Origin of the sequence: Neobacillus sp. WH10 (genome assembly GCF_030123405.1) — a bacterium.
Taxonomy (GTDB): domain Bacteria; phylum Bacillota; class Bacilli; order Bacillales; family Cytobacillaceae; genus Neobacillus.
In genome coordinates this window covers 4,597,439-4,619,658 of sequence record NZ_CP126110.1, presented here as the reverse complement: position 1 = coordinate 4,619,658, position 22,220 = coordinate 4,597,439, and the positions used below count along the sequence as shown (strand labels likewise).

Annotated in this window: 23 protein-coding genes; 21 read left to right on the top strand and 2 right to left on the bottom strand. The window is 41.4% G+C overall.

Annotation, left to right across the window (positions count from 1 at the left end; translation table 11 throughout):
• Nucleotides 1-135: 135 nt before the first annotated feature.
• The 10 genes from QNH20_RS22680 to cydS all read left to right on the top strand — a co-directional run bounded on the left by QNH20_RS22680 (nt 136) and on the right by cydS (nt 8,988).
• Nucleotides 136-918 (top strand): cytochrome c oxidase assembly protein, encoded by a 783-nt coding sequence (locus QNH20_RS22680; RefSeq protein ID WP_283920196.1) that lies wholly within the window; start codon nt 136-138, stop codon nt 916-918.
• Nucleotides 919-1,147: 229 nt separating this feature from the next.
• Nucleotides 1,148-2,428, top strand: a complete 1,281-nt coding sequence (locus QNH20_RS22675; RefSeq protein ID WP_283920195.1) for a right-handed parallel beta-helix repeat-containing protein — start codon at nt 1,148-1,150, stop codon at nt 2,426-2,428.
• Nucleotides 2,425-2,982, top strand: coding sequence for a nitrous oxide reductase accessory protein NosL (locus QNH20_RS22670; protein ID WP_283920194.1), 558 nt, complete (start codon nt 2,425-2,427; stop codon nt 2,980-2,982). The genes QNH20_RS22675 and QNH20_RS22670 overlap by 4 nt, the downstream gene beginning before the upstream one ends.
• Nucleotides 2,983-3,268: 286 nt before the next feature.
• Complete coding sequence (locus tag QNH20_RS22665) at nt 3,269-4,081, top strand: ABC transporter permease (protein ID WP_283920193.1); 813 nt, start codon at nt 3,269-3,271, stop codon at nt 4,079-4,081.
• Nucleotides 4,072-4,779, top strand: coding sequence for an ABC transporter ATP-binding protein (locus QNH20_RS22660; protein WP_283923480.1), 708 nt, complete (start codon nt 4,072-4,074; stop codon nt 4,777-4,779). The genes QNH20_RS22665 and QNH20_RS22660 overlap by 10 nt, the downstream gene beginning before the upstream one ends.
• 52 nt (nt 4,780-4,831) lie before the next feature.
• Nucleotides 4,832-5,626 carry a sensor histidine kinase gene (locus QNH20_RS22655; protein ID WP_283920192.1) on the top strand — a complete coding sequence of 265 codons (795 nt, stop codon included), beginning with the start codon at nt 4,832-4,834 and terminating at the stop codon, nt 5,624-5,626.
• Nucleotides 5,626-6,267 carry a response regulator gene (locus QNH20_RS22650; protein ID WP_283923479.1) on the top strand — a complete coding sequence of 214 codons (642 nt, stop codon included), beginning with the start codon at nt 5,626-5,628 and terminating at the stop codon, nt 6,265-6,267. Before QNH20_RS22655 ends, QNH20_RS22650 begins: the two co-directional genes overlap by 1 nt.
• 233 nt (nt 6,268-6,500) lie before the next feature.
• On the top strand, nt 6,501-7,844 hold the full coding sequence (locus QNH20_RS22645; protein WP_283920191.1) for a cytochrome ubiquinol oxidase subunit I: 1,344 nt from the start codon (nt 6,501-6,503) through the stop codon (nt 7,842-7,844).
• Complete coding sequence (locus QNH20_RS22640) at nt 7,844-8,869, top strand: cytochrome d ubiquinol oxidase subunit II (protein ID WP_283920190.1); 1,026 nt, start codon at nt 7,844-7,846, stop codon at nt 8,867-8,869. Before QNH20_RS22645 ends, QNH20_RS22640 begins: the two co-directional genes overlap by 1 nt.
• A gap of 14 nt (nt 8,870-8,883) precedes the next feature.
• Complete coding sequence (gene cydS / locus QNH20_RS27150; RefSeq protein WP_420490252.1) at nt 8,884-8,988, top strand: cytochrome bd oxidase small subunit CydS family protein; 105 nt, start codon at nt 8,884-8,886, stop codon at nt 8,986-8,988.
• Nucleotides 8,989-9,136: 148 nt separating this feature from the next.
• Here cydS and nikR read toward each other — a convergent pair whose 3' ends face one another.
• A complete protein-coding gene (gene nikR / locus QNH20_RS22635) occupies nt 9,137-9,556 on the bottom strand; it encodes a nickel-responsive transcriptional regulator NikR (protein ID WP_283920189.1) in 420 nt (139 codons plus the stop codon).
• Nucleotides 9,557-9,828: 272 nt separating this feature from the next.
• Here nikR and QNH20_RS22630 point away from each other — a divergent pair, with 272 nt between their 5' ends.
• The 7 genes from QNH20_RS22630 to QNH20_RS22600 all read left to right on the top strand — a co-directional run bounded on the left by QNH20_RS22630 (nt 9,829) and on the right by QNH20_RS22600 (nt 16,069).
• Complete coding sequence (locus QNH20_RS22630) at nt 9,829-10,464, top strand: energy-coupling factor ABC transporter permease (RefSeq protein WP_283920188.1); 636 nt, start codon at nt 9,829-9,831, stop codon at nt 10,462-10,464.
• Entirely contained in the window at nt 10,461-10,736 is a 276-nt protein-coding gene (locus QNH20_RS22625; protein WP_283920187.1) for a PDGLE domain-containing protein, read from the top strand. The genes QNH20_RS22630 and QNH20_RS22625 overlap by 4 nt, the downstream gene beginning before the upstream one ends.
• Nucleotides 10,733-11,419, top strand: coding sequence for an energy-coupling factor transporter transmembrane component T family protein (locus QNH20_RS22620; protein ID WP_283920186.1), 687 nt, complete (start codon nt 10,733-10,735; stop codon nt 11,417-11,419). The genes QNH20_RS22625 and QNH20_RS22620 overlap by 4 nt, the downstream gene beginning before the upstream one ends.
• On the top strand, nt 11,419-12,234 hold the full coding sequence (locus QNH20_RS22615) for an energy-coupling factor ABC transporter ATP-binding protein (protein WP_283920185.1): 816 nt from the start codon (nt 11,419-11,421) through the stop codon (nt 12,232-12,234). Before QNH20_RS22620 ends, QNH20_RS22615 begins: the two co-directional genes overlap by 1 nt.
• 117 nt (nt 12,235-12,351) lie before the next feature.
• Nucleotides 12,352-12,723 (top strand): ArsR/SmtB family transcription factor, encoded by a 372-nt coding sequence (locus tag QNH20_RS22610; RefSeq protein WP_283920184.1) that lies wholly within the window; start codon nt 12,352-12,354, stop codon nt 12,721-12,723.
• The gene (locus tag QNH20_RS22605; protein ID WP_283920183.1) at nt 12,716-14,782 is read left to right on the top strand and encodes a heavy metal translocating P-type ATPase; all 2,067 of its coding nucleotides are present in this window, start codon (nt 12,716-12,718) and stop codon (nt 14,780-14,782) included. Before QNH20_RS22610 ends, QNH20_RS22605 begins: the two co-directional genes overlap by 8 nt.
• Nucleotides 14,783-15,115: 333 nt before the next feature.
• Nucleotides 15,116-16,069 carry a cation diffusion facilitator family transporter gene (locus QNH20_RS22600; protein WP_283920182.1) on the top strand — a complete coding sequence of 318 codons (954 nt, stop codon included), beginning with the start codon at nt 15,116-15,118 and terminating at the stop codon, nt 16,067-16,069.
• Nucleotides 16,070-16,274: 205 nt separating this feature from the next.
• On the opposite strand, the gene QNH20_RS22595 is transcribed toward QNH20_RS22600, so the two are convergent.
• Nucleotides 16,275-17,402 (bottom strand): oxygenase MpaB family protein, encoded by a 1,128-nt coding sequence (locus tag QNH20_RS22595; RefSeq protein ID WP_283920181.1) that lies wholly within the window; start codon nt 17,400-17,402, stop codon nt 16,275-16,277.
• Between the two features lie 369 nt (nt 17,403-17,771).
• Between QNH20_RS22595 and QNH20_RS22590 the strand changes: the two genes are divergently transcribed.
• The 4 genes from QNH20_RS22590 (at nt 17,772) to uvrB (ending at nt 22,215) form a co-directional block, all read left to right on the top strand.
• The gene (locus QNH20_RS22590; protein ID WP_283920180.1) at nt 17,772-18,056 is read left to right on the top strand and encodes a YhdT family protein; all 285 of its coding nucleotides are present in this window, start codon (nt 17,772-17,774) and stop codon (nt 18,054-18,056) included.
• Complete coding sequence (panF, locus tag QNH20_RS22585; protein ID WP_283920179.1) at nt 18,053-19,504, top strand: sodium/pantothenate symporter; 1,452 nt, start codon at nt 18,053-18,055, stop codon at nt 19,502-19,504. Before QNH20_RS22590 ends, panF begins: the two co-directional genes overlap by 4 nt.
• Nucleotides 19,505-19,591: 87 nt before the next feature.
• Complete coding sequence (locus QNH20_RS22580) at nt 19,592-19,831, top strand: CsbA family protein (RefSeq protein WP_283920178.1); 240 nt, start codon at nt 19,592-19,594, stop codon at nt 19,829-19,831.
• A 404-nt stretch (nt 19,832-20,235) separates the two neighbouring features.
• Nucleotides 20,236-22,215 carry an excinuclease ABC subunit UvrB gene (gene uvrB, locus QNH20_RS22575; RefSeq protein WP_283920177.1) on the top strand — a complete coding sequence of 660 codons (1,980 nt, stop codon included), beginning with the start codon at nt 20,236-20,238 and terminating at the stop codon, nt 22,213-22,215.
• The last annotated feature ends 5 nt before the right edge of the window (nt 22,216-22,220 follow it).

The window sequence follows — 22,220 nt, the reverse complement described above, 5'->3', positions numbered from 1 at the left end:
AGTGTTTGTTTTTATTTCGTAGTTTTTAATAGTGCTTAAATGTGTTAGAGCTTTGTTTTTGTCATAAATCCCTTAACGTTGCATACATTTTAAGGTTAGTTAAATGATTCCAAACAAAAGGGGGAAAGATTTTTCATGTTCTATGCTGTATGGCTGGAAGGTCAATTGGTGTGGAATACGCCCTTATTAGCGGGTCTAATATGTGTTGGTACATTATATGCATTCTTATTACTGTCCTTTACGAACATTAAAATCCATCATAAACAACCCCTGCTGTTCTTCCTCTGTTTAGGCATAATATACGTAACCATTGGCAGCCCTTTATCAGCTATTAGTCATTTATCCTTCAGTTTGCATATGATCCAAATGAGTATTATATTTTTCATCATCCCTCCTCTTATTCTGTTAGGAATCCCGGACTCTTTCCCTAAAATAGTGAAAGGATTAAATAAATTATTCCTTCCTCCGAAGGCTGCCCTGTTTACATTTGCAGCTCTATTCTTGATGTATCATTTGCCGGTAGTTTTTGCGTTTCTTTCGCAAAATTCATTTGTTCATAATGGATTTCTATTCGTACTTTTGGTCATGTCATTTAGTATGTGGCGTCCAATTGGCAAGGAGCAGAATAAACGTTATGCCTTTTTGAGTGGACTATTATTGTTACCTGCTTGTATCTTTTTCATCTTAACTGCCTTTATTGGTGGACTGAATAATCCTCTTCATACCCAAATGACCGCAACTCTTTGCATAAGCCCCGTCGACTTACGTTCTTTAACTATACTTCCTTATCCATTCAATACTAAATTTGATCAAATAATGGCGGGAATCCTCATGGTAGGAATGCATGAATTGGCATTATTTGTAACGTTTCGTGTTGGAAAAAAAGTGCAGGTGCGTGACTTGGGGAGAAATGGGTAACAAACTATCTCCTCCTTTTTTCTTTACATAAATCCCTCTAACTTAACTAAAATCAAAGGAATTTTGCCAAAGAATTTTCAAATATGGTAAAAAAATAGCCCCTCTGAGTCATAGGAAAAATCCACCATATCGTTTACCTTAGTACTTGTTACAAAATCCAACCCCTTTAAATAAAAAATAGCCTGACCATGTAGCAATCTTTAATGTTCCCAGGAAGGAAATAATTGATATGAAAGTTTTACTGAAACTGATTTTATTTGTGGGGATGATTAGTTTAGTAGGAGGAAAGGAGACGTCTGCAGATATATCCCTTCAGTCACAAATCGATGCTGTTCCAGCTGGCGGAACACTGAAGCTGGCTGCTGGTACCTATCAGGAACCGATTGTTCTAAAAAAGCCGATTGTGCTGGCGGGAGAGAAAGGAACCATTCTTAAAGCTTGTAATGCTAAACCAGCCATTACTATTAAGGGGAAAAATGTGACCGTTAAAGGGATCCAGATTCTGAGCTGTAAACAAGATAAAAGTTCAGCTGCGGTAAAAATAAGCGGGAAGAATCATCAGCTCGAGGATATAACGCTGAAAATAAGGAAATCCGGAATAAACCTCGAAAATGTTGAACAAACAAATTTCCGAAATATTAGACTATCTGGATACGGCAAGGGAAATGGTTTTGAACTTTGGGAATCCCATCATAATACGTTTGAAGAAATCAAGATTGATCACGTCCAGGATGGCTTTTATATGGAAGATAGCCACTATAACACGTTTAGTGGTAATACCATCAGTGATTCAAGGTATGGACTCCATGTGATGTTTTCTGATTATATAACCGCAAAGAATAATCGATCAACACGGAATTATACCGGTGCGATGGTGATGGGGACGAACTATTCCGTCATTGCGGATAATCAGCTGCTGGAAAATAATCAAAATGTGAACGCTCAGGGTCTGCTTCTCTTTGATGTCCATGATTCCACGATTAATCACAATCGCATTTCCGATAACCGGGTTGGGATGTTTATCGAAGATTCGAGCGGGAATGAAATTACAGGCAACGAAATTGCCGCCAATTTTATTGGCACACAAATGAATCGAATTGAGAAAAATGTGATTGAGGGCAATGCCTTTATCAGCAATGTAAACGATTTTCAAGCTACGGACGCTGCCAATAATACAATTCAAAACAATTATTGGGATGCCGCTATGAAGCTTGATACTGACGGTGATGGAAAAAGCAATCTGCCTCACAGTGCCGATCCGTTTTTTCTTAATCTAGCAAGAGAAACACCGCCTTATCAGCTATTCTTTCAACATCCGGGGATGACTCTGCTGCAAAAACTGCTAAAAAGTCCCGAACACCTTCTTGTAACCGATCAAGAACCATTAATGAACAATGACTTAAACAACCAGCAACAACCCGAACAGAAACAGACTGTCTTTTGGGTGATCTGCCTTGCCATGATTATCGTTAGTCTACTATTAATTTATTTTGGGAGGAAAAGAAATTGAAACAAAAATTACTAAAATCATGCTTAATTGCCATCCTATCCTTATTTGTCATCGCCGGCTGTGGCAAAAAGGATGTTAAACCAGTGGCCATCAATGAAAAAACAGATAAATGTGAAAACTGTCATATGGCTGTAAAAGATGACCAGTTTGCTACTGAAATTATTCTTGAAAACGGAAAATCCATGGTATTTGATGATATCGGCTGCATGTACAAATGGCTGAAGGAAAATAGTGACAAGAAAGTAGCCGACTCATTTGTTAAAGACTATGATTCCAAGGAATGGATTGAAGCAAAAAAGGCTTCATATGTGTATGACAAGCCAATCAAAACACCAATGGCCTATAATGTCATCTCTTTTACAGAAAAAAAAGATGCGCAAGCTTTTATCGATCAACATGGCGGCAGCCTATTAACTTATGACAAGTTGGAGAACCATTCATGGGAAAAGAATGAGGAAATGGTTAAAGAAATGAAGGAAAAAATGAAGGGGAAAATGAACATGCAAGACGGACACGACGGCATGGAGAAGGAACATTCTGAGGATAAGCATTGATGAAAAACGATGGCTTATTCTAAAATATTGTTTTTTTAGATCCGCGGTTTAGAGCCTTCAAATTCGCCGATAAAATCCTAAAATCTCCGAAAGACGGGTTAAGTCGACATATATATTATTTAAATTTATTGTTGGAGTAAAATTTATATTAAAAATGTAAATTTGAAGAATCTGAACTTGATATAATCCATCCAACAATGTTTATGAAAACAGCCAAAATTTAAGAAAGATTAGTGCAAAAAGACAGTCCATTAAGATTGTCTTTTTGCTTGAAAGGATGCAAACGATGAGAAACTTATGGCTTTCTGAATGGAAGACAATGACGAGGCAGCGTTCCTACTATCTATTTCTAATCCTTTGGGTGCTAGTGTTTTCGCTGTTGTTTTTACTTGAACGAAATAATGCAGGCCTTTCCAGCTTTACGAATGTCACGGGAACGATTGTCAATATCCTGCTCTATTTACTGCCGTTGTTCATGCTGATTATCGGTTCCTTTTCGATTACAAATGAATTAGAAAGTGGGCAGTGGAAGCTCCTCTGTACGTATCCTGTCAGTATTCCCGCCTATTTTTTTGGGAAATTTGCCGGTCTGATTACGGCACAGGCGGCTGTGTTCACATTTAGCTTTGGGATCAGCATGGCGATTGGTTTGACAACAGGTATCCAGTTATCGCTGCCATGGATACTGGGAATCTATCTCTTTTCTCTCCTCTTGATCTATGTATTTTTAATTCTTGGTTTACTACTTGGAACAGTGGCGCAAACAAGATGGAAGGCATTAATATCGTCTGTTTCCATCTGGTTCTTCCTTATAATGATTTGGCCAACCGCTTTAATTGCCATTTTAGGTCTTGTTCCCTACCCAATGATTGACCCGCTAATGAAACTAGCGATGGTCTTAAACCCAGCTGAGTTTTTACGTATCTTTTTAATCATTCAATGGGACAGCGGCGCGATATTTGGCGGCACGTACGATGGGGTTGTTCACCTATTCCAATCAGGTGCCGGCTGGGGCATGTTAATCGGCTACATGATTGCTTACTTAGTGATTATGTTTTCCGTTTCGATCCTGTTTTTAAGAAGAAGGAGATTTCTATGATCGATATAAAAAATGTTTCCAAGGTATTTAAACATAAAACCGCCCTTTATCCGTTCTCGTTAACAGCAGAGGATGGTGAGTGCATTGTCCTCTGTGGTGGAAACGGTGCCGGGAAAAGCACCTTGCTTCAGATGATTGCCGGCATTTCCGCCACAGGTGATGGCACCGTTTTGATTAATCATATTGATATCAAGCAAAATCGAAAGCAGTATGTTTCGTTTATCGGATATATGCCGGATGAATTTTTTGCCCAAGAAACGCTGACTGTCACGGAGTTTTTAACTTTTTATGGATCGTTTCGAAAGGTTTCAAAGTCCCGGGTCATGGAAGTAATCCACATACTTGGGTTAGCTGCCAAAAAAGATGAAATGATTAAACACTTGTCAAAAGGGATGCGCCAAAGGCTGTTATTTGGACAGGCATGGCTCGCAAACCCCTCCGTGTTGATTCTTGATGAACCGACAAATGGCCTGGATCCGTACTGGATTGATGTATTTATTGATTTGCTAAAAAAAATAAAACAGAGCGGTACGACGATTATTTTTTCCACTCATATGATGGATGTCGCCGCCGAAGTGGCTGACCAGGTCATCTTTATGGAAAATGGAAGGATGACAGAAGCGATCCGAAATGATCATGTTAATCCGAAACAATTTATGGTGGAGCTTCTTGGCCGCTATCGCCAAAAGGAGGAATAATCCGCGCAGATGTGCTTTAATGGAGATATTAGGAAGTAGAGGGGCCATAAGGATGTCTTTTCGTACATTAAAAATTCTTACAATTATAATACCTCCCCTGCTCATTGGGAGCTTTGAGCTCATCCGACATAGTGTATTATTGTATCATATGTCAATGGAGACAGGGAATTACTTAATTATCCTTTTAACATTAGCCGTTTCCTATGTGTTTTCCACCTGGATGTTTAAGATGATTGAGGAAAAAAACCATCGTTTGGCAACTGAGCGGGAAATGCGCGCTGTTTATGAAGAAAGAGAACGGCTGGCAAAGGAGTTACACGATAATATTGCTCAGACTTTATTTTTACTTAAGGTAAATTTAAAAAAGGGAAAAATATATGAAGCGAGTGGTCTCGTCAATTCCATCGACGCAAATCTCAGGCAGGCGATTTATAATTTGCGTGTGAACCCTTTAGAGATGATTTCCTTTCCAAAACGGGTAGAGAATTGGTTAATTGAATGGAGTACAGTTTCCGGGATTGAAACAAATGTTTCCATCCAGATAACGGAAGGCTATTTTAGTCCTTCGGAAGAGGTTCAGCTCTTTGGAATTATCCAAGAGGCATTTACCAATATCCGAAAACACTCTGAAGCACAATCCGCCGGGTTACTGCTTCAGATGATTCCAAATGGTTGGGAAATGAAAATTGAAGATGATGGAAAAGGGTTTTCGAAAAATGAACGGAGTCTGAATCAATATGGTCTCGTCATGTTAAAAGAGCGTGTTGAAAAAATTGATGCGGTGCTTGAAATCTCCTCTGAGAAAAATCACGGGACAAAAATAATGGTAAAAGGGAGCGATAAATGATGGTTCCTTATCGAGTTTTAATCGCTGATGATCACCCCCATGCAAGGCAGGCAATTATGGAAATTCTTGAAGAAGAACCTCTTTTTACAATTGTCGGTCAAGCCAAGAATGGCAAGGAAGCCATTGACCTCTGCGCCGAACATCTTCCCGACATTTTATTAATTGATATTGAAATGCCGGTTTTGGATGGCTTAGCGGCAACGAAAATCATCAAGGAAAAATATCCGTTCATAAAAGTAATTATTTTAAGTGTCTCCGACAATGTCGGAGATTTATTTACAAGTATTCAGTACGGGGCCCAGGGTTATTTATTAAAAAATATGGACCCGGATGATTGGCTCCAGTATCTTCGTTCAATTGTAGACGGCTCGAACGTGGCTACAAGGGATATGGCCGGAAAATTACTTTATCAATTTCGCGAGCGCGATTTGCAGAACACACCAGCGATTAGTTCATTGACCCCGAGAGAAAAAGAAATTCTTCTATTAGTTTCAGAAGGGTTAACTAACAAGCAGATTGCCGAAAACCTGTTTATCGCTGAGAATACGGTAAAAAACCACATCAAAAACTTACTGGAAAAGCTCTGTCTCGAAAACAGGGTCCAGCTCGCTTCGTATGCAGTTAAATATATTACAAAATAAAATTGGGTACATTAATAGGGGAGTGTTTTACATTCTGAGCATTGGGGGCGATTCCCATTTATAAAAAACAAGAACGAAAGCTTATTTGGCTGTCCTTTATTGTAGCGTCCATTTTAGGACTAGCGATGATTGGACGAATTTTTTCAGGCTGAGGGTAGTTGTGTAAAAGTTCTAGGTGTTCAGTTTTTTTCAATTATTTGCTGGAAAGGCACGCAAATTAAGGGGGGCAGGTAATGGGAAATGAAGAAACAGTTTTTTTCAGCCGAGTGCTAACAGAATTGACCTTATCCTTCCACATCATTTATGCAACCATTGGTGTCGGTATACCGCTGATGATTATGATTGCCCAATGGGTCGGGATTAAGAAAAACGACGAGCATTATATTTTACTTGCGAGACGGTGGACGCGTGGGTTCGTAATTACCGTGGCGGTTGGGGTTGTGACCGGGACAGCAATCGGCCTGCAGCTCTCCTTGTTATGGCCAAATTTTATGGAGCTGGCGGGAAATACGATTGCCCTGCCATTATTTTTGGAAACCTTCGCCTTCTTTTTTGAGGCCATTTTTTTAGGAATATACATATATACTTGGGATCGATTTGAGAATCAGAAAAAGCATTTACTGCTCCTGATTCCTGTTGCGTTGGGTGCCTCTATTTCCGCTGTGTTTATCACAATTGTGAATGCGTTTATGAATGCACCGCAAGGCTTTGACCTGGTTAACGGTCAACTGGTGAATGTAAGCCCGCTCTTAGCGATGTTTAACCCTGCGATGCCGACAAAGGTAGCTCATGTGGTGGTAACAGCTTATATGACCTCGGCCTTTGTACTAGCTTCCATCGGCGCTTTTCGTCTGCTGAAGGGATCCAATCACGTGTACCATCAAAAGGCGTTATTTTTAACAATGAAACTCGGGCTTATTTTTTCGATTGCCACAACGGTGCTTGGCGATTTTTCCGGAAAGTATTTAGCAGAATATCAACCGGAAAAATTAGCCGCTGCGGAGTGGCATTTTGAAACTGAAAAAGGAGCACCGCTAATTTTGTATGGTGTCCTTGATGATGAGGAAGTGAAGTATGCCATTAAAATCCCATATGGACTAAGCTTCTTAGCCCATAGCAGCCTAAATGCGGAAGTTATCGGATTAGATCAATTTAACAAGGCTGACGTGCCGCCGCTTTATATTCATTATTTGTTCGATTTAATGGTAACAATCGGGATGTGGCTGACTGCCTTATCATTGGTATATGTAGTTGGTACTTGGCGAAATTGGCGGTTTATTTTTGCAAAATGGTTTAACTGGCTGATGGTGCTGGGCGGTCCCCTGGCGATTATCGCGATTGAAGCAGGCTGGTGGCTCGACGAAGTAGGGCGCCAGCCGTGGATATTGCGTGGGATTATGCGGACAAAGGATGCTGCTACCTCAAGCGGACAAGTGGATACGATGCTATGGCTGTTTGCCGGATTATATCTCATCCTTGGGATTGGCAGTGTGTTCGTATTATGGCGGATGTTCCGCAGTAATCCGGTGGAACAGGAATTAGCTGATCGGGCAGCGGATAAGGCTGGTGACATGTAATGACACTTGAAATCCTTGGTATTACTGTATTGGGTGTTTTTCTATTTGGGTACATTATCGTCGCATCGATTGACTTTGGAGCAGGGTTTTTTAATGCCTTCAGTACGTTGACAGGCAAAGGTCATATTTTAACGAAAGTGATTCAACGTTATTTATCACCTGTTTGGGAAGTCACAAACGTCTTTCTCGTCTTTTTCTTTGTCGGGATTGTTGGATTTTTTCCGAAAACTGCTTATTATTATGGCTCAACCTTACTTGTACCGGCCAGCATTGCTATCATTCTCTTGGCGATCCGCGGTGCGTATTATGCGTTCAGTACCTATGGGGGATTGAAGCATAAACGTTACACCATTCTGTACGGTTTGACGGGATTATTTATTCCAGCGTCCTTATCAATCGTTTTGACGATTTCTGAGGGCGGCTTTGTTACCTTGGAGGATTCTGGACCGGTACTTGATTATTGGGCTTTGTTTACAAGCCCATTATCTTGGAGTATTGTTGTTCTCAGTCTGACATCTGTCTTATATATTTCCGCCGTGTTTTTAACATGGTATGCTCAAAAAGCGAAAGACAGACAGGCTGCAAATCTGTTGCGAAAATATGCACTGGTATGGGCGGTACCTGCAATCATCACCGCTGGCGGTATAATTGTGGAAATGAAGGATCATAATCCGGAACATTATGAGCGATTAGTCGATGTTTGGTGGCTTTTTGGACTTTCATTGATTTTCTTCGCGGGGACCGTTTATTTACTTTGGCAGCGGATTGCCTATGGCTTAGCATTTTGGTTGTTGGTGGGTCAATTTACACTCGCCTTTTTAGCCTATGGAATTTCTCATTATCCCTATTTAATGTATCCGTATTTAACGATATATGACAGCTTTACGAACCAAGCGATGGCCACCGCGCTGGTGATTGCGTTTATTGCCGGGCTTTGCTTGCTCCTGCCATCGATGTATCTTTTGCTTAGACTGTTCTTGTTTAATAAAGCATATGTACAAGGCGATCAAAATGACCATGCTTAAGGGGGGGCCAAAAATTGTTAGACAATTTTCTGATGTTTTATGCACCATTTCTTGTTCTTATTGCTTCTATCTTAGGTGCGTTCTGGATTGCACCAAAAGATGATGCGGTGAAAAAATAAAATAATTGCTGCGTAAATAAATGAAGTAGTGCAGTAAAAAGGAGAGCCTGTTTTTTATGGCTCTCCTTTTATAATTTTAAAAATTGACACATATTGTATAATTCATTAACAGTTATTAGTGTTACGATTTAATTAAAAAGTAACACGATTAAGGCTCGGTTACAGGGGAAACGGACAGTTGACCATACTTTACCCCTTTTAAACTAAGTATTTGATCTCGTAAAGTACGGATATTTTTGGTATTCCCTCGAACAACAATCATCTCGAGGCAATTATGATGATCAAGGTGAAAATGTGTCGTCGCTAAAATCGCATCATGGTAATCGTGCTGAATCGTTGTTAATTCTTCCATAAGATGGCGTTGATGATGATCATAAAAGATTAGGAGACATCCGGCAACCTCATGATCATCTTGTTCCCATTTATTCTTGACTAGCTTTTCGCGGATTAAATCACGGACAGCTTCAGAGCGAGTTTTATACCCTTTCTCTTCAATTAATTGGTCGAAGCTTTCGAGTAAGCTTTCTTCCATAGATACGCCAAACCGACTTAAGTTTTTTGAAGTCAAAGTAGGTTGCCTCCTTCCATATATCGTAAAGATATCATAAATATTTTGTATGGAAAAGGGGCGGAGCGCCGCAAAAAGGTAACAGTATATCTCCTCGCAGTGAAAAAAATACATTTTGCACCTCGAATGAAGAGAAGTACGGCTCTGCTCACACCGCCTTTATTATGTTAGGTTAGATCTTTGAATTAATTGTATTTTCATAGTAGATGATGGCATGAAACCTCATTTACGTTTTTCGTTAAAAAGAAAAAATCATGAAAAGGAGAATTGTTATGCACATTCCTGATGGGATATTAAGTCCAACTATTTTAGCAGCTGGTGCAGCTGTATCAGTTGTCGTCCTTGCCAAGAGTGTTCAAGAATCAAAAAAGAACCTTGAACATACAGCTGTCCCGATTATGGGCGTCATGGCGGCCTTTATCTTTGCAGCACAAATGGTGAATTTTCCACTATTAGGCGCGGCAGCATCCGGCCATTTGATTGGAGGAGCACTGGCTGCCTATCTGTTTGGCTTCTGGCCGACAACGCTTATAATGACAACCGTGGTTACGATTCAAGCAGTCGTGTTCCAGGATGGCGGTATCAGTGTATTAGGTGTTAATATCCTAAATATGGCTATCATTGCGCCGCTAGCTGCTTCGGTTGTTTATAGACTTTTACGAAACAGTAAGGTACCTGTTTCGGTAACGATATTTATCGGTGGCTGGGTGTCAGTTGTCGTCACTGCAGTATTTGCCGCCCTTCAGCTTGGAGCGTCACATGTCGTTTCCTATCAATTGGCATTACAAACACTTATTCTATGGCATGCGATAATTGGTATAGGTGAAGGTTTAATAACAGGAGCGGTCGTTCCGTTTGCACGCCGTTCATCATTTTTCCTTGGTGGCAGAGAGGAGAGAATACGATGAAGAAAAGGATTTTTCTTTGGATCGCGGTCACGGTCTTTATTGCCGGTGCTGTATCTTTACTTGCTTCCGAGCATCCGGATGGCTACGAAAAGGCAGGCGAACAGCTGGGATTTATTGACCGAGCAACATCGTATCTTCATTCCCCACTTCCTGATTACGCTATACCAGGCGTGGATTCATGGGTGTCATCAAGTCTTGCTGGTATCATTGGTGTGGCGTTAACGTTTGTCATCTTTCTCTTGCTAGGAAAATTGGTTGGAAAACGCAGATGATCGCGCAGCCGAAGCCAAGGGTAAAAGTGGTGATGTCCCTTTTCATGATCATTCTAGGTGTTTTACCGAAGGATCTTGTGATGATTGGGGGAAATCTCGTCATAGGTACACTGCTCCTCCTTATTTATCGAATTCCGCTTCGTGCGTTTGTTAAACAGTTAAAGCCCATCGCCTTCTTTATGCTGTTTACGTTTCTATTCTTCCCGCTTTATGAAGGGGGACATGGCTGGATTAAGGCGCTTCAATATAGTGGACGTTTGCTGTTTGTCGCCCAGGTGCTCACCTTTTTGTTTTACCGGATGGGTATAATCCCATTTTTACAAGTGTTAGCTGAACTTCGGCTGCCATCGATTTTTATAGAACTCATCATGTTTACATTGCGATTTATGGACGTATTTCGAGGTGAGGTGCGGCAAATGCTGTTAAGTCTGAGAAGTAGAGGTTTTTATACAGGTAAATGGTTTCAAGTAAAAAAATACCGGGTATTAGGCGGGCTGTTAGGAAGCCTGCTGCTTCGCTCCTTTCAACGCTCGGAACGGATTTATTTAGGGATGTTAAGTAAGGGCTATAAAGGGGAACGAAAGGCAATGAAAACAGAATTTGTCCCTGCATATGAGTGGATGCATGGAGCTTTGTGGGTCGGATGCCTTCTTTGCTTGTTTTTTGTAGGAGGAAAGCAATAATGGATATTTTTCGATTTAATGGGGTTTCATATGGATTTACGAAGGACAAGCCGATACTGCGCGACATTTCCTTTTCGATACGCGAGGGCAGGAAAACAGCAATTGTCGGCGCGAACGGAGCAGGAAAGTCGACGATTTTGTTTCATTTGAATGGGTTGTATACCCAGCAGCAAGGGGATATCTTCTTCAGAAATCAGAAGCTTGATAAGAAGTTACGAAAAGAGTTATATAAGCATGTTGGCATTGTCTTTCAAGACCCTGACGACCAGCTCATTTCATTAACGGTATCAGATGATATTGCGTTTGGGCCTGTTCAAATGGAATTATCCGCTGCAGATGTTAAGGCAAGAGTAGAAAAATATATCAATCTATTAGGAATTGAGCATTTACTGACAGACAATCCATCCGAGCTAAGCTATGGACAAAAAAAGCATGTCACAGTTGCCGGGGTGCTTGCGATGGAGACAGATGTGTTTATCTTGGATGAGCCTATGGCATTTCTTGACCCCTATGGTAAAGAACGGATGGCATCGATTTTGCAGCTGTTGCAGGAGCAGGGGAAAACGGTGATCGTGACCACTCATGATATGCAGTTTGTTGCAGAGTGGGCGGAGGATGTGATTGTCATCCATCAAGGTCAGTGTTTAGGGACATTTCAAGCAGGAGCCCTTTTCCGGCGCCATGATATTATGAAACAGGCAAATTTGACACTGCCGCCGATTGTTGAATTGATGACAGCCATTTGGAAAGGGAATAAAGATGAAATGCCGATTCGAGTTGAAGAGGCAAAAAAGTGGTTAGCAAATATAATATAATTAGCATTGAGGAGACCAAATGTGTTTCCTTTTTTTTATACAAAAAACATTGACATTCTAATGCTCATTTGAATATTATATAATCAAACGAACATTTGAATGAAGGAAGTGACCAATATGAAAGAGCATGATGTATGTGAGATTACCTGTGTGGATAACGAAAAAACTACCCGAGTACAGCAGCAGCTGGAAAAAGATAATAAAATAATTGAAGTGACAAAGCTTTTTAAAGCCTTGTCAGATGAAACTCGCATGAAAATCGCCTATGCGCTGACGCTTGAAGAGGAGCTATGCGTTTGTGATGTTGCCAATATTGTTGGGGCAACTACAGCGACAGCATCCCATCACCTAAGACATTTAAAAAGCCTCGGCCTCGCGAAATATCGCAAAGAGGGTAAGCTTGTTTATTATTCCCTTGATGACGATCATGTAAAACAATTAATCCATATCGCAGTTACCCATCAGGAGGAGGTGGCAAGCCGTGAGTGAAGCGATTGAAAAACAAGTCTATCGTGTACAGGGCTTTTCCTGAGCAAGCTGTGCCGCAAAGTTCGAAAAGAACGTACAGCACCTGGATGGTGTTGTTGAAGCAAAAGTAAACTTTGGTGCCTCAAAGCTGACAGTTTACGGTAGTGCCACTTTAGAAGAATTGCATGAAGTAGGAGCCTTTGAAAAATTAACGATTTTTCCGGAAAAAGAAAAGCAGCCTGTGATCCCAAAGGAACCCTTTTGGAAACGGTATTGGTTGCTTGGACTGTCAGTGTTATTTCTCTCTTTCGGATATATATTTTCGAACAACATTCTATTTGCAGCAGCAATTTTACTAGGAGGATTTCCTCTTTTTCAAACAGGCTTGAAAAATTTAATCCGTCTTGATTTTGATATGAAAACGTTAATGACAATTGCTATTATCGGCGCTGCGATTATTGGCGAGTGGAGCGAAGGGGCAGTCGTTGTTATTTTGTTCGCTATTAGTGAAGTTCTTGAAGGCTATTCAATGGATAAGGCAAGGGCATCAATTCGCTCGTTGATGGAAATGGCACCTACGGAAGCGCTTGTTGTCAGGAATGGCGAAGAACTGCTTCTAAAGGCTGAAGATATTGAAGTTGGCGATTTAATGATTGTTAAACCAGGTCAAATGATTGCAATGGATGGAATTATTGTCGAAGGACATTCCTCTATTAACCAAGCAGCGATAACCGGCGAATCTGTGCCTGTTGAAAAAGCTGTCAACGATGAAGTGTTTGCAGGCACGTTAAATGAAGAAGGATTTTTAAAAATAAAGGTCAGCAGACTCGTAGATGATACGGCTATTGCGAAAATCATTCATTTAGTGGAGGAAGCGCAGGCAGAAAAGGCTCCATCACAGCAGTTTGTCGACCGTTTTGCGAAGTACTACACTCCAGCGATTATGGCAGTTGCGGCGTTGGTTGCCCTTGTTCCGCCGCTCGTGTTTGCGGGGAACTGGCAGGAATGGATTTATCAAGGTCTTGCCGTTTTGGTCGTCGGCTGTCCATGTGCACTTGTTATTTCTACACCAGTTTCTATCGTTACTGCGGTTGGAAATGCGGCCCGGAATGGTGTGCTGATTAAGGGAGGCAATTATTTAGAGGAATTAGGAGCAGTGAAAGCAATTGCCTTTGATAAAACAGGCACGCTGACAAAAGGGGTGCCGGTTGTGACAGACTTCATCAACTATAGCGGTGATGAGAATCTGCTCACTATTATTGCCGCATTAGAAAGCAAGTCGCAGCACCCGCTTGCTAGTGCCATTATCAAAAAAGCAGCATATCCGTCCTTTGATGAGGTAGTTTCGGAGTTTACCTCGATGACCGGCAAGGGCATCAAAGGGGTGGTTAACGGGATAGAGTACCGAGTTGGGAATAAGAAATTGTTTAATAACATCTCAGGAGAAATCATTGAACAAATATCTGTTCTTCAAAATGAGGGCAAAACCGTGATGATTGCCGGAACGGATAAAGAAATCCTTGGTCTAATAGCGGTTGCTGATGAAGTTCGTGAAAGCAGCCGGCATGTAATGAAACGACTCCAGGAACTCGGCATTGAACACACCATTTTACTAACAGGAGACAACCAAGCCACTGCTGAGGCAATTGGCCGTCATGTTGGCGTGACTGGAATTGAAGCGGAGCTGCTGCCAGAGGATAAATTGAATTTTATCAAACAATTAAAAGCTCAATTTGGCAGGGTTGGGATGGTCGGAGATGGAGTTAATGATGCGCCGGCACTCGCTTCTGCGACAGTCGGTATTGCGATGGGCGGGGCTGGAACGGATACTGCTTTAGAAACAGCGGATATTGCTTTAATGAATGACGACTTAAAAAAGCTGCCGTTTACGATTAAATTAAGCCGGAAAACCCTCCGGATCATCAAGCAAAATATCACAATATCACTTGTTGTGAAACTAGCGGCACTTCTGCTCGTCGTTCCCGGCTGGCTGACCTTGTGGATTGCGATTTTTGCGGATATGGGGGTAACATTACTCGTCACGTTTAACGGCTTAAGACTGTTGCGGGTAAAAGAATAGCAGTTATTTTCATGATTCGCTGATAAATTATGAATTTTCGCTGATAAAATGAAAAATTCGCTGATAAAATGAATTTCAGAGGCATTGTTTGTTTTAAAAAACGATCATATTTGCGAATATCGCTTGTTTATTTGTGAAACTAGTCCGTTTATTTGCGAAGCTAGTCCATACTTTTATAAGTTGATTTTTTTCCTAATGGAAATTAGCGGTTTAAATCCGCGGTATGAATCGAAACAAAAACTTTAGAAAAAACTATCCTTATTCGTAACAATTTCGTTTTAGAAAAGAGAAAAATAAAAGAGCCGCAGCCATGGGGCTCTTGGGGGGATAAACATGGGTCATCATCACCATCATGGCCATTCACACGGCCACTCACATGGTCATTCACACGGCCACTCACATGGTCATTCACATACAGGGAACAAAAAAGCCTTATTGAGTTCCTTTATTCTGATTGCCGCATTTATGATTGTCGAAGTAATCGGAGGACTACTGACAAACAGTTTGGCACTATTGTCTGACGCCGGTCACATGCTTAGTGACGCCGCAGCACTTGGGTTAAGCTTCTTCGCGATTAAGCTCGGTGAGAAGAAGGTTTCCCAAGAAAAAACCTATGGCTATAAACGATTTGAAATTATTGCAGCAGCACTGAACGGATTAACGCTGATAGTCATTTCCATATTTATTTTTTATGAAGCCATCCAGCGCTTTTTCGCTCCCCCGGAAGTGCAAAGTACAGGGATGCTGGTCATATCGGTAACGGGATTAGTAGTAAACATTATTGCTGCTTGGATATTAATGCAAGGTGACAAGGATGAAAACTTGAATGTCAGAAGTGCCTTTTTACATGTCATTGGTGATATGCTCGGGTCGGTCGGAGCGATTATTGCGGCACTCTTGATCATGTTTTTCGGCTGGGGTATTGCCGACCCGATTGCCAGTGTTATTGTTGCTGCCTTGATCCTTGTCAGCGGATTCCGCGTAACTAAAGATTCTTTTCATATTTTAATGGAGGGTGCTCCAACGCAAATTGATATGAATCAAGTGAAAGCCGCACTTGGCAGGATTTCGCTCGTAAAGGAAGTCCATGACCTTCATATCTGGACGATCACTTCCGGATATCCTGTTTTAAGCTGCCATATTACCATCTCCGATGAAGGAGTTCATGATGATATCCTATTACATTCGCAGCGGATCCTTCATGATGAATTTCACATCGAACACAGTACCATCCAAGTCGAAAAAGAAACAAACGGCTGCCCATGCCCGCACGGGACGTGTAACTAGTTAATATTAAAAAAGGGGGACACGTTTTTAACAACGTAACCCCTTTTTTATTTCAGTCGCTAAATTATTTAAAACAGATAACGTTGTTTTCAACTGATGGGGTGGACAGCTACTTCCTTAAGATGTGGCAACCAATTTCGGATGTCCCTTGCTCATAGCCTGAAGATCCTCCGCCAAGTATGAGAACATAAACTTTTTTCTTTTTTTACACACCTTTATCCTTATTTTCAGAAATTCCCCATACCTTTCGAAGTTCTGTTGGTATGAGAAACGGGGTATATTCATAATCTGTCATAGCAAGTGACTGACGCTGCAACAATGCCAGCCCAAGCCGATTCGTCATACTTCCTAAAACACCTGTATAATCGGAATCTAGAAATAAACCCATTAGTTCTTTGATCTTCATTAACTTTTGCCAATCAGAGCGGGGAACTTCCATCCAATCTGCTATTTCGTCCCCCACTAATTCTCTAATCAGAGCAGGGACAATGTTGTCAAACATCTGACCAGGAATAAGGTCGGCATGAAATTCAAGAAGAGCTCGAGTCATTTGTACCCCCTCGGGAGAAGGGCCATGGTGACGCCTTCCAATTGTTTCTGCTAATATTGCAGACTGTTCCATGGTTTGTGGAATAATATCCTCGCGAATCCCCATCATGCCCCCGACAATTTTCCAAAAGTATAGATAATCTTCAGCCTGTTCTTCTGTTACTTTCATACCTAAACGGCGAAGACCATCAATAATCACACTAGAAAAGGTTAATAGAGTACCAAGTAAATCCTCCTGACAAATAGGGATACCGAGTTCCTTTTCGTCCCATCTGCCTGTTTTTTGAATCAAGTGCCGGATAGCTGAATGCATTAAACGGACTTTTTGAATCGATTTGATTCCTTGACCTCCTGATTCAAGTCCCCCTGGGGACATGATTTGAAGGACGAATTGTCCAGTTTCTGCTATCCTGCGGTAAGCATTTTGCCCTAATCGATAACTAAACGTAAGGACCTTAACACCTTTACGAGCTGCATAACAATGCACAAGCGAGCTTGTTGCTAGTAGTAGTGTGATGGCAATACCGTGTTCTTGAAATAATTCAGCTGCATTTCTCATTCGAGCCCAGTCAACCCCATCTGGACAACAGGCTGTATCCTTAAGCCAAAATTCAATGTTGTCGGGTAACTCTTCAGGATAAGACTGATCGTTGTTCATTAGTTGTCGTAACAAAGCGTTTACTGTACCAACCTGACTGTTCTCAAATAATTCTTCAATGATCTGGTCAGGAATCGGATCGCCTTCCATCCGTAAACATTCCATAAATTCGTCTGTATATAGCATCTCCTTCTCTCCCTACTCTAAATTGCTATCTTCAAAAATCTTAGCCAAGGTAAGAATGTAAAATAGATAAATAATCCTGTTCATATATATTCTTAATGGGAATGTATTATGTAAGAGAAGATCTTGAGTGACATTTTTCTTAAGAGTAATGGGTCTATCTCAACATACGATGGATTAGGTTATATACTATATAGAAGCTGTTGAATTTCTTGAAGCAGGAATCTTTTCATAGGATGATAAAGTGTGCTGAATCATTTACACATTCTGATAAGTTTTTTTTGTGCATTTTTCTTTATCTCTCGAGTTTGTTTGGTAAAATGTTCATTGTTAGTTTAAAATAATGTAACCACAATTTGAGGAGGAATACTGTTGAAACACACAGTTCATCCGCTGGACAAGCGTTTTAAAATCGCACATAGGGAAGCGCTAATAGGAGTTGTCCTCGTTATCATCAATTTTATCTGGTGGTATGGGTTTGCTTATGGTCTCGGTTCGGATAAAGTTGAAAAATATACATACATATTTGGTTTTCCTGCATGGTTCTTTTACAGTTGTATCGCAGGATTTGTAGTCATGGTTATTCTTGTTATTCTGACGGTGAAATTCTTGTTTAAAGATGTTCCCTTCGAAGAGGAAGAGGGGAACATCAAGTGAATTGGGCCGTTATTACCCCATTAATCATTTTCTTACTTATTATTTTTGCTGTTGGATTTTGGTCAAATAAATTTGTCCTCAAATCCAATTCGTTCCTCGAGGAATATTTTCTAGGTGAGCGGCAAATGGGCGGGTTCATCTTGGCGATGACTATGGTGGCAACGTATGGAAGTGCAAGCAGTTTTATCGGCGGCCCAGGTATCGCCTATACGCAAGGGTTAGGATGGGTGCTGCTTGCAATGGCCCAGCTCGCAACCGGTTATTTTACGTTAATGGTTTTAGGAAAGAAATTTGCGATTGTCGCGCGTCAATATAAGGCCATTACCCTTATCGACTTTCTTAAAGAGCGGTATAAAAGTAAAACCGTTGTAATCGTATCAGCGGCAAGCATCATTATCTTTCTTTTTTCATCGATGACCGCCCAATGGATTGGCGGTGCACGGCTGGTTGAATCACTTACAGGCTTACCGTACACAACAGCTCTATTAATCTTTGCCTTTTCCGTCCTTGTCTTTGTCATTGTCGGCGGCTTCCGGGCCGTTGCCCTAACCGATGCCGTTCAGGGCGTCGTTATGTTCGTAGGAACGTTGATACTTCTGATAGCTACCATTAAAGCAGGCGGTGGAATCCCGAAGATCATTTCCGATTTAGCAGCGGAAAATCCGAACTTGATTAGTCCATTTGGTGCAGAGGGAAACCTCACACCAGCCTATGTTTCTTCCTTTTGGATTTTAGTGGGAATAGGTGTGGTTGGGCTGCCGCAAATAACGGTAAGAGCGATGTCTTACAAGAATTCTAAGGCAATGCACAGCGCCATCATAATCGGAACGATTGTTGTCGGATTCATCATGCTTGGTATGCATCTTATTGGTGTTTTCGCAAGACCAGTGCTTCCGGGAGTAGAAATCGGTGATACCGTCATGCCCTTGTTATCTATGAAGGTCCTGCCGCCCTTTGTTGCCGGTATTGTCCTTGCTGCCCCAATGGCGGCTATCATGTCGACGGTGGATGCTCTGCTGATTTTGGTAAGTTCCGCACTGGTTAAGGATGTGTATTTAAATTACATCAAGCCGAATGCCGGCGATGACCATGTGAAAAAGGTCAGCTTTAGTGTCACGGCTATTATTGGCATCCTGGTGATTCTTCTGGCCTTGAGTCCGCCTGATTTAATCGTCTGGCTAAATTTATTTTCATTTGGTGGTCTAGAATCAGTCTTTATCTGGCCGGTCATATTGGGATTGTACTGGAGTAAAGGAAATAAATACGGAGCCATCACATCTATGATTTTAGGAATGGGGTCTTATATTCTATTAGACCGTTTTTATCCAAATGCATTTGGGCTTCATACGGTTGTCCTGCCGATTGTGCTTTCATTCATTGGATTTGTAGTGGTCAGCTTATTTTATCATCAAAAAGGCGAGGCTGGTTATCTAAAAATTGAAAAGTAGACAAGCACTTGTCATATTTTTGTTGCAATTTTATGGATAAATTTCTAGAATGAATTAACAGAAATCTTTAAATAAGGTGGGAGCCCATTGATAGGGGTTATAAAATTTTTATCGGCGTTTATTTTGCCAGGGTTACTAGTCTTACTTTTTACACGTGTCACGTACAATCGTCTTATCGGTCTTGTCTTAACAATTGCACTTATCGCTGCATCTGCCTATAAAGGTTATACTCACGACTTCTTTCTCATTGTAATTGATGCTTTTTCATTAACCGCAGGCTTCTGGCTGGCGGCAAAAATGAAATCGCGAGCAGTGAAAAAAAGTTAATAATCGTAAGTCTGCCAGTTTATGGCGGGCTTTTTTTTTGCTGAAGATACAAATCGTCTTTGTGGAATTGGTGTAAAATGTTAAAAAATCATAACACATGAAAAATGAGCCAATACATGATAAAAGTGAACCAATCGTTCAAAAAAATGACCCAAAACAAAATGTCCTGCCATCGTTAGAAACCAAAATTCTGAGAATTAATTTTTTTTTTAAATACTAAAATACTCTTATGAACTCCATTAATAAAAAAATCGAATACTAGTTCGCATATTATTGGTTTGTTTTTGGGGGAATGTGGTAGAATGTTAATATGAATTTTTAGAGACTACACTTTTCAGCCTAATCCCGTCTATAAACAAATTTTTCAAGCTGTAAAGTGATTTTTTTAACGGGAGGAAACCTTTGTGAAGGATCAATTTGATTTAGTTTCAAAGTACTCGCCACAAGGAGATCAACCAGAGGCCATTCGCCAATTAGTTGAAGGCATTAAGCAAAATAAACGCCATCAAACGCTCCTTGGCGCCACTGGTACGGGTAAGACATTTACTGTTTCAAACGTCATTAAAGAGGTAAACAAACCAACCCTTGTCATTGCCCACAACAAAACACTTGCCGGCCAGCTCTACAGTGAGTTCAAGGAGTTTTTTCCGAACAATGCAGTGGAGTATTTTGTCAGTTATTATGATTACTATCAGCCAGAAGCCTACGTTCCCCAGACAGATACATTCATTGAAAAAGATGCCAGCATCAACGATGAGATTGATAAACTGCGTCACTCGGCAACGTCCTCTTTATTTGAGAGGAAGGATGTCATTATCATCGCCAGTGTCTCCTGCATTTACGGTCTCGGTTCGCCTGAAGAATACCGCGAGATGGTCCTTTCATTAAGAACAGGGATGGAAATCGAGCGCAATCAGCTGCTCCACCGCCTCGTCGATATTCAATATGAACGAAATGATATTGATTTCAAGCGGGGGACATTCCGTGTTCGCGGGGATGTTGTGGAGATTTTCCCGGTTTCACGTGATGAGCATTGTATGAGAGTCGAATTTTTCGGTGATGAAATTGATCGTATTCGCGAAGTTGATGCTCTTACAGGAGAAATAATTGGCGAACGCGAGCACGTGGCCATTTTCCCGGCATCCCACTTCGTAACACGAGAAGAGAAAATGCGTGTCGCGATCGAGAATATTGAAAAGGAACTGGAGGAACGGCTTGCCGTCCTCCGGGCTGACAATAAATTACTCGAAGCACAGCGGATTGAACAGAGGACACGCTACGACCTGGAAATGATGCGAGAAATGGGCTTTTGTTCAGGGATTGAGAATTACTCACGTCATCTGACACTAAGGCCTGCCGGTTCTACTCCGTATACCTTGCTTGATTATTTTCCGGAAGACTTCCTGATGATAATTGACGAGTCACATGTTACCCTCCCTCAAGTAAGAGGGATGTTCAATGGGGATAAAGCTAGGAAACAGGTTCTTGTGGACCACGGTTTCCGTCTGCCGTCAGCACTTGATAACAGACCGCTCACCTTTGATGAATTTGAAAAGCATGTACACAATGCTATTTTTGTATCAGCCACACCTGGTCCGTATGAAATGGAGCACACACCAGAAATGATTCAGCAAATCATCCGGCCGACGGGGCTTCTCGATCCTACAATCGAAGTTCGTCCAATCGAAGGACAAATTGATGACTTGATTGGTGAAATTCAGGAGCGGATTAAGAAAAATGAACGTGTCCTTGTCACTACATTAACGAAAAAAATGTCGGAGGACCTAACAGATTACTTGAAAGAAATTGGCATCAAGGTGCAATATTTGCATTCGGAGGTTAAAACACTCGAACGGATAGAAATTATCCGTGAGCTCCGCCTTGGCAAATATGATGTTCTTGTCGGCATTAACCTGCTCCGTGAAGGTCTTGATATACCTGAGGTTTCCCTCATTACGATTCTCGATGCGGACAAAGAAGGCTTCCTTCGTTCGGAACGCTCGTTAATCCAAACCATCGGCCGTGCCGCCCGGAATGCCAACGGCCACGTGATCATGTATGCCGACCGAATAACTGATTCAATGGAGAAGGCGATCAGTGAGACGAAGCGCCGCCGTGAGATCCAAGAGGAATATAATAAGAAACACGGCGTCACTCCTCAGACGATTCAAAAAGAAATCCGTGATGTCATTCGCGCCACCCATGCAGCTGAGGAACAGGAAGAGTACACACCAGCGGCATCGTTTAGCAAGATGAGCAAAAAGGAAAAAGATAAATTGATTGCCACAATGGAAAAAGAAATGAAGGCCGAAGCCAAAGCGCTTAATTTTGAACGAGCGGCAGAGCTTCGAGATTTACTATTAGAGTTGAAAGCGGAAGGATGACGTAT

Bases quoted from the DNA above. Each gene is read 5' to 3' on its own strand.
- QNH20_RS22630 (WP_283920188.1), top strand. From the start codon at position 9,829: ATGCACATTCCTGATGGGATATTAAGTCCAACTATTTTAGCAGCTGGT.
- QNH20_RS22595 (WP_283920181.1), bottom strand. From the start codon at position 17,402: ATGCTATATACAGACGAATTTATGGAATGTTTACGGATGGAAGGCGAT.
- QNH20_RS22600 (WP_283920182.1), top strand. From the start codon at position 15,116: ATGGGTCATCATCACCATCATGGCCATTCACACGGCCACTCACATGGT.
- QNH20_RS22640 (WP_283920190.1), top strand. From the start codon at position 7,844: ATGACACTTGAAATCCTTGGTATTACTGTATTGGGTGTTTTTCTATTT.
- QNH20_RS22655 (WP_283920192.1), top strand. From the start codon at position 4,832: ATGTCTTTTCGTACATTAAAAATTCTTACAATTATAATACCTCCCCTG.
- QNH20_RS22645 (WP_283920191.1), top strand. From the start codon at position 6,501: ATGGGAAATGAAGAAACAGTTTTTTTCAGCCGAGTGCTAACAGAATTG.
- QNH20_RS22665 (WP_283920193.1), top strand. From the start codon at position 3,269: ATGAGAAACTTATGGCTTTCTGAATGGAAGACAATGACGAGGCAGCGT.
- QNH20_RS22620 (WP_283920186.1), top strand. From the start codon at position 10,733: ATGATCGCGCAGCCGAAGCCAAGGGTAAAAGTGGTGATGTCCCTTTTC.
- QNH20_RS22610 (WP_283920184.1), top strand. From the start codon at position 12,352: ATGAAAGAGCATGATGTATGTGAGATTACCTGTGTGGATAACGAAAAA.
- QNH20_RS22625 (WP_283920187.1), top strand. From the start codon at position 10,461: ATGAAGAAAAGGATTTTTCTTTGGATCGCGGTCACGGTCTTTATTGCC.
- QNH20_RS22675 (WP_283920195.1), top strand. From the start codon at position 1,148: ATGAAAGTTTTACTGAAACTGATTTTATTTGTGGGGATGATTAGTTTA.
- QNH20_RS22615 (WP_283920185.1), top strand. From the start codon at position 11,419: ATGGATATTTTTCGATTTAATGGGGTTTCATATGGATTTACGAAGGAC.
- QNH20_RS22650 (WP_283923479.1), top strand. From the start codon at position 5,626: ATGGTTCCTTATCGAGTTTTAATCGCTGATGATCACCCCCATGCAAGG.
- QNH20_RS22680 (WP_283920196.1), top strand. From the start codon at position 136: ATGTTCTATGCTGTATGGCTGGAAGGTCAATTGGTGTGGAATACGCCC.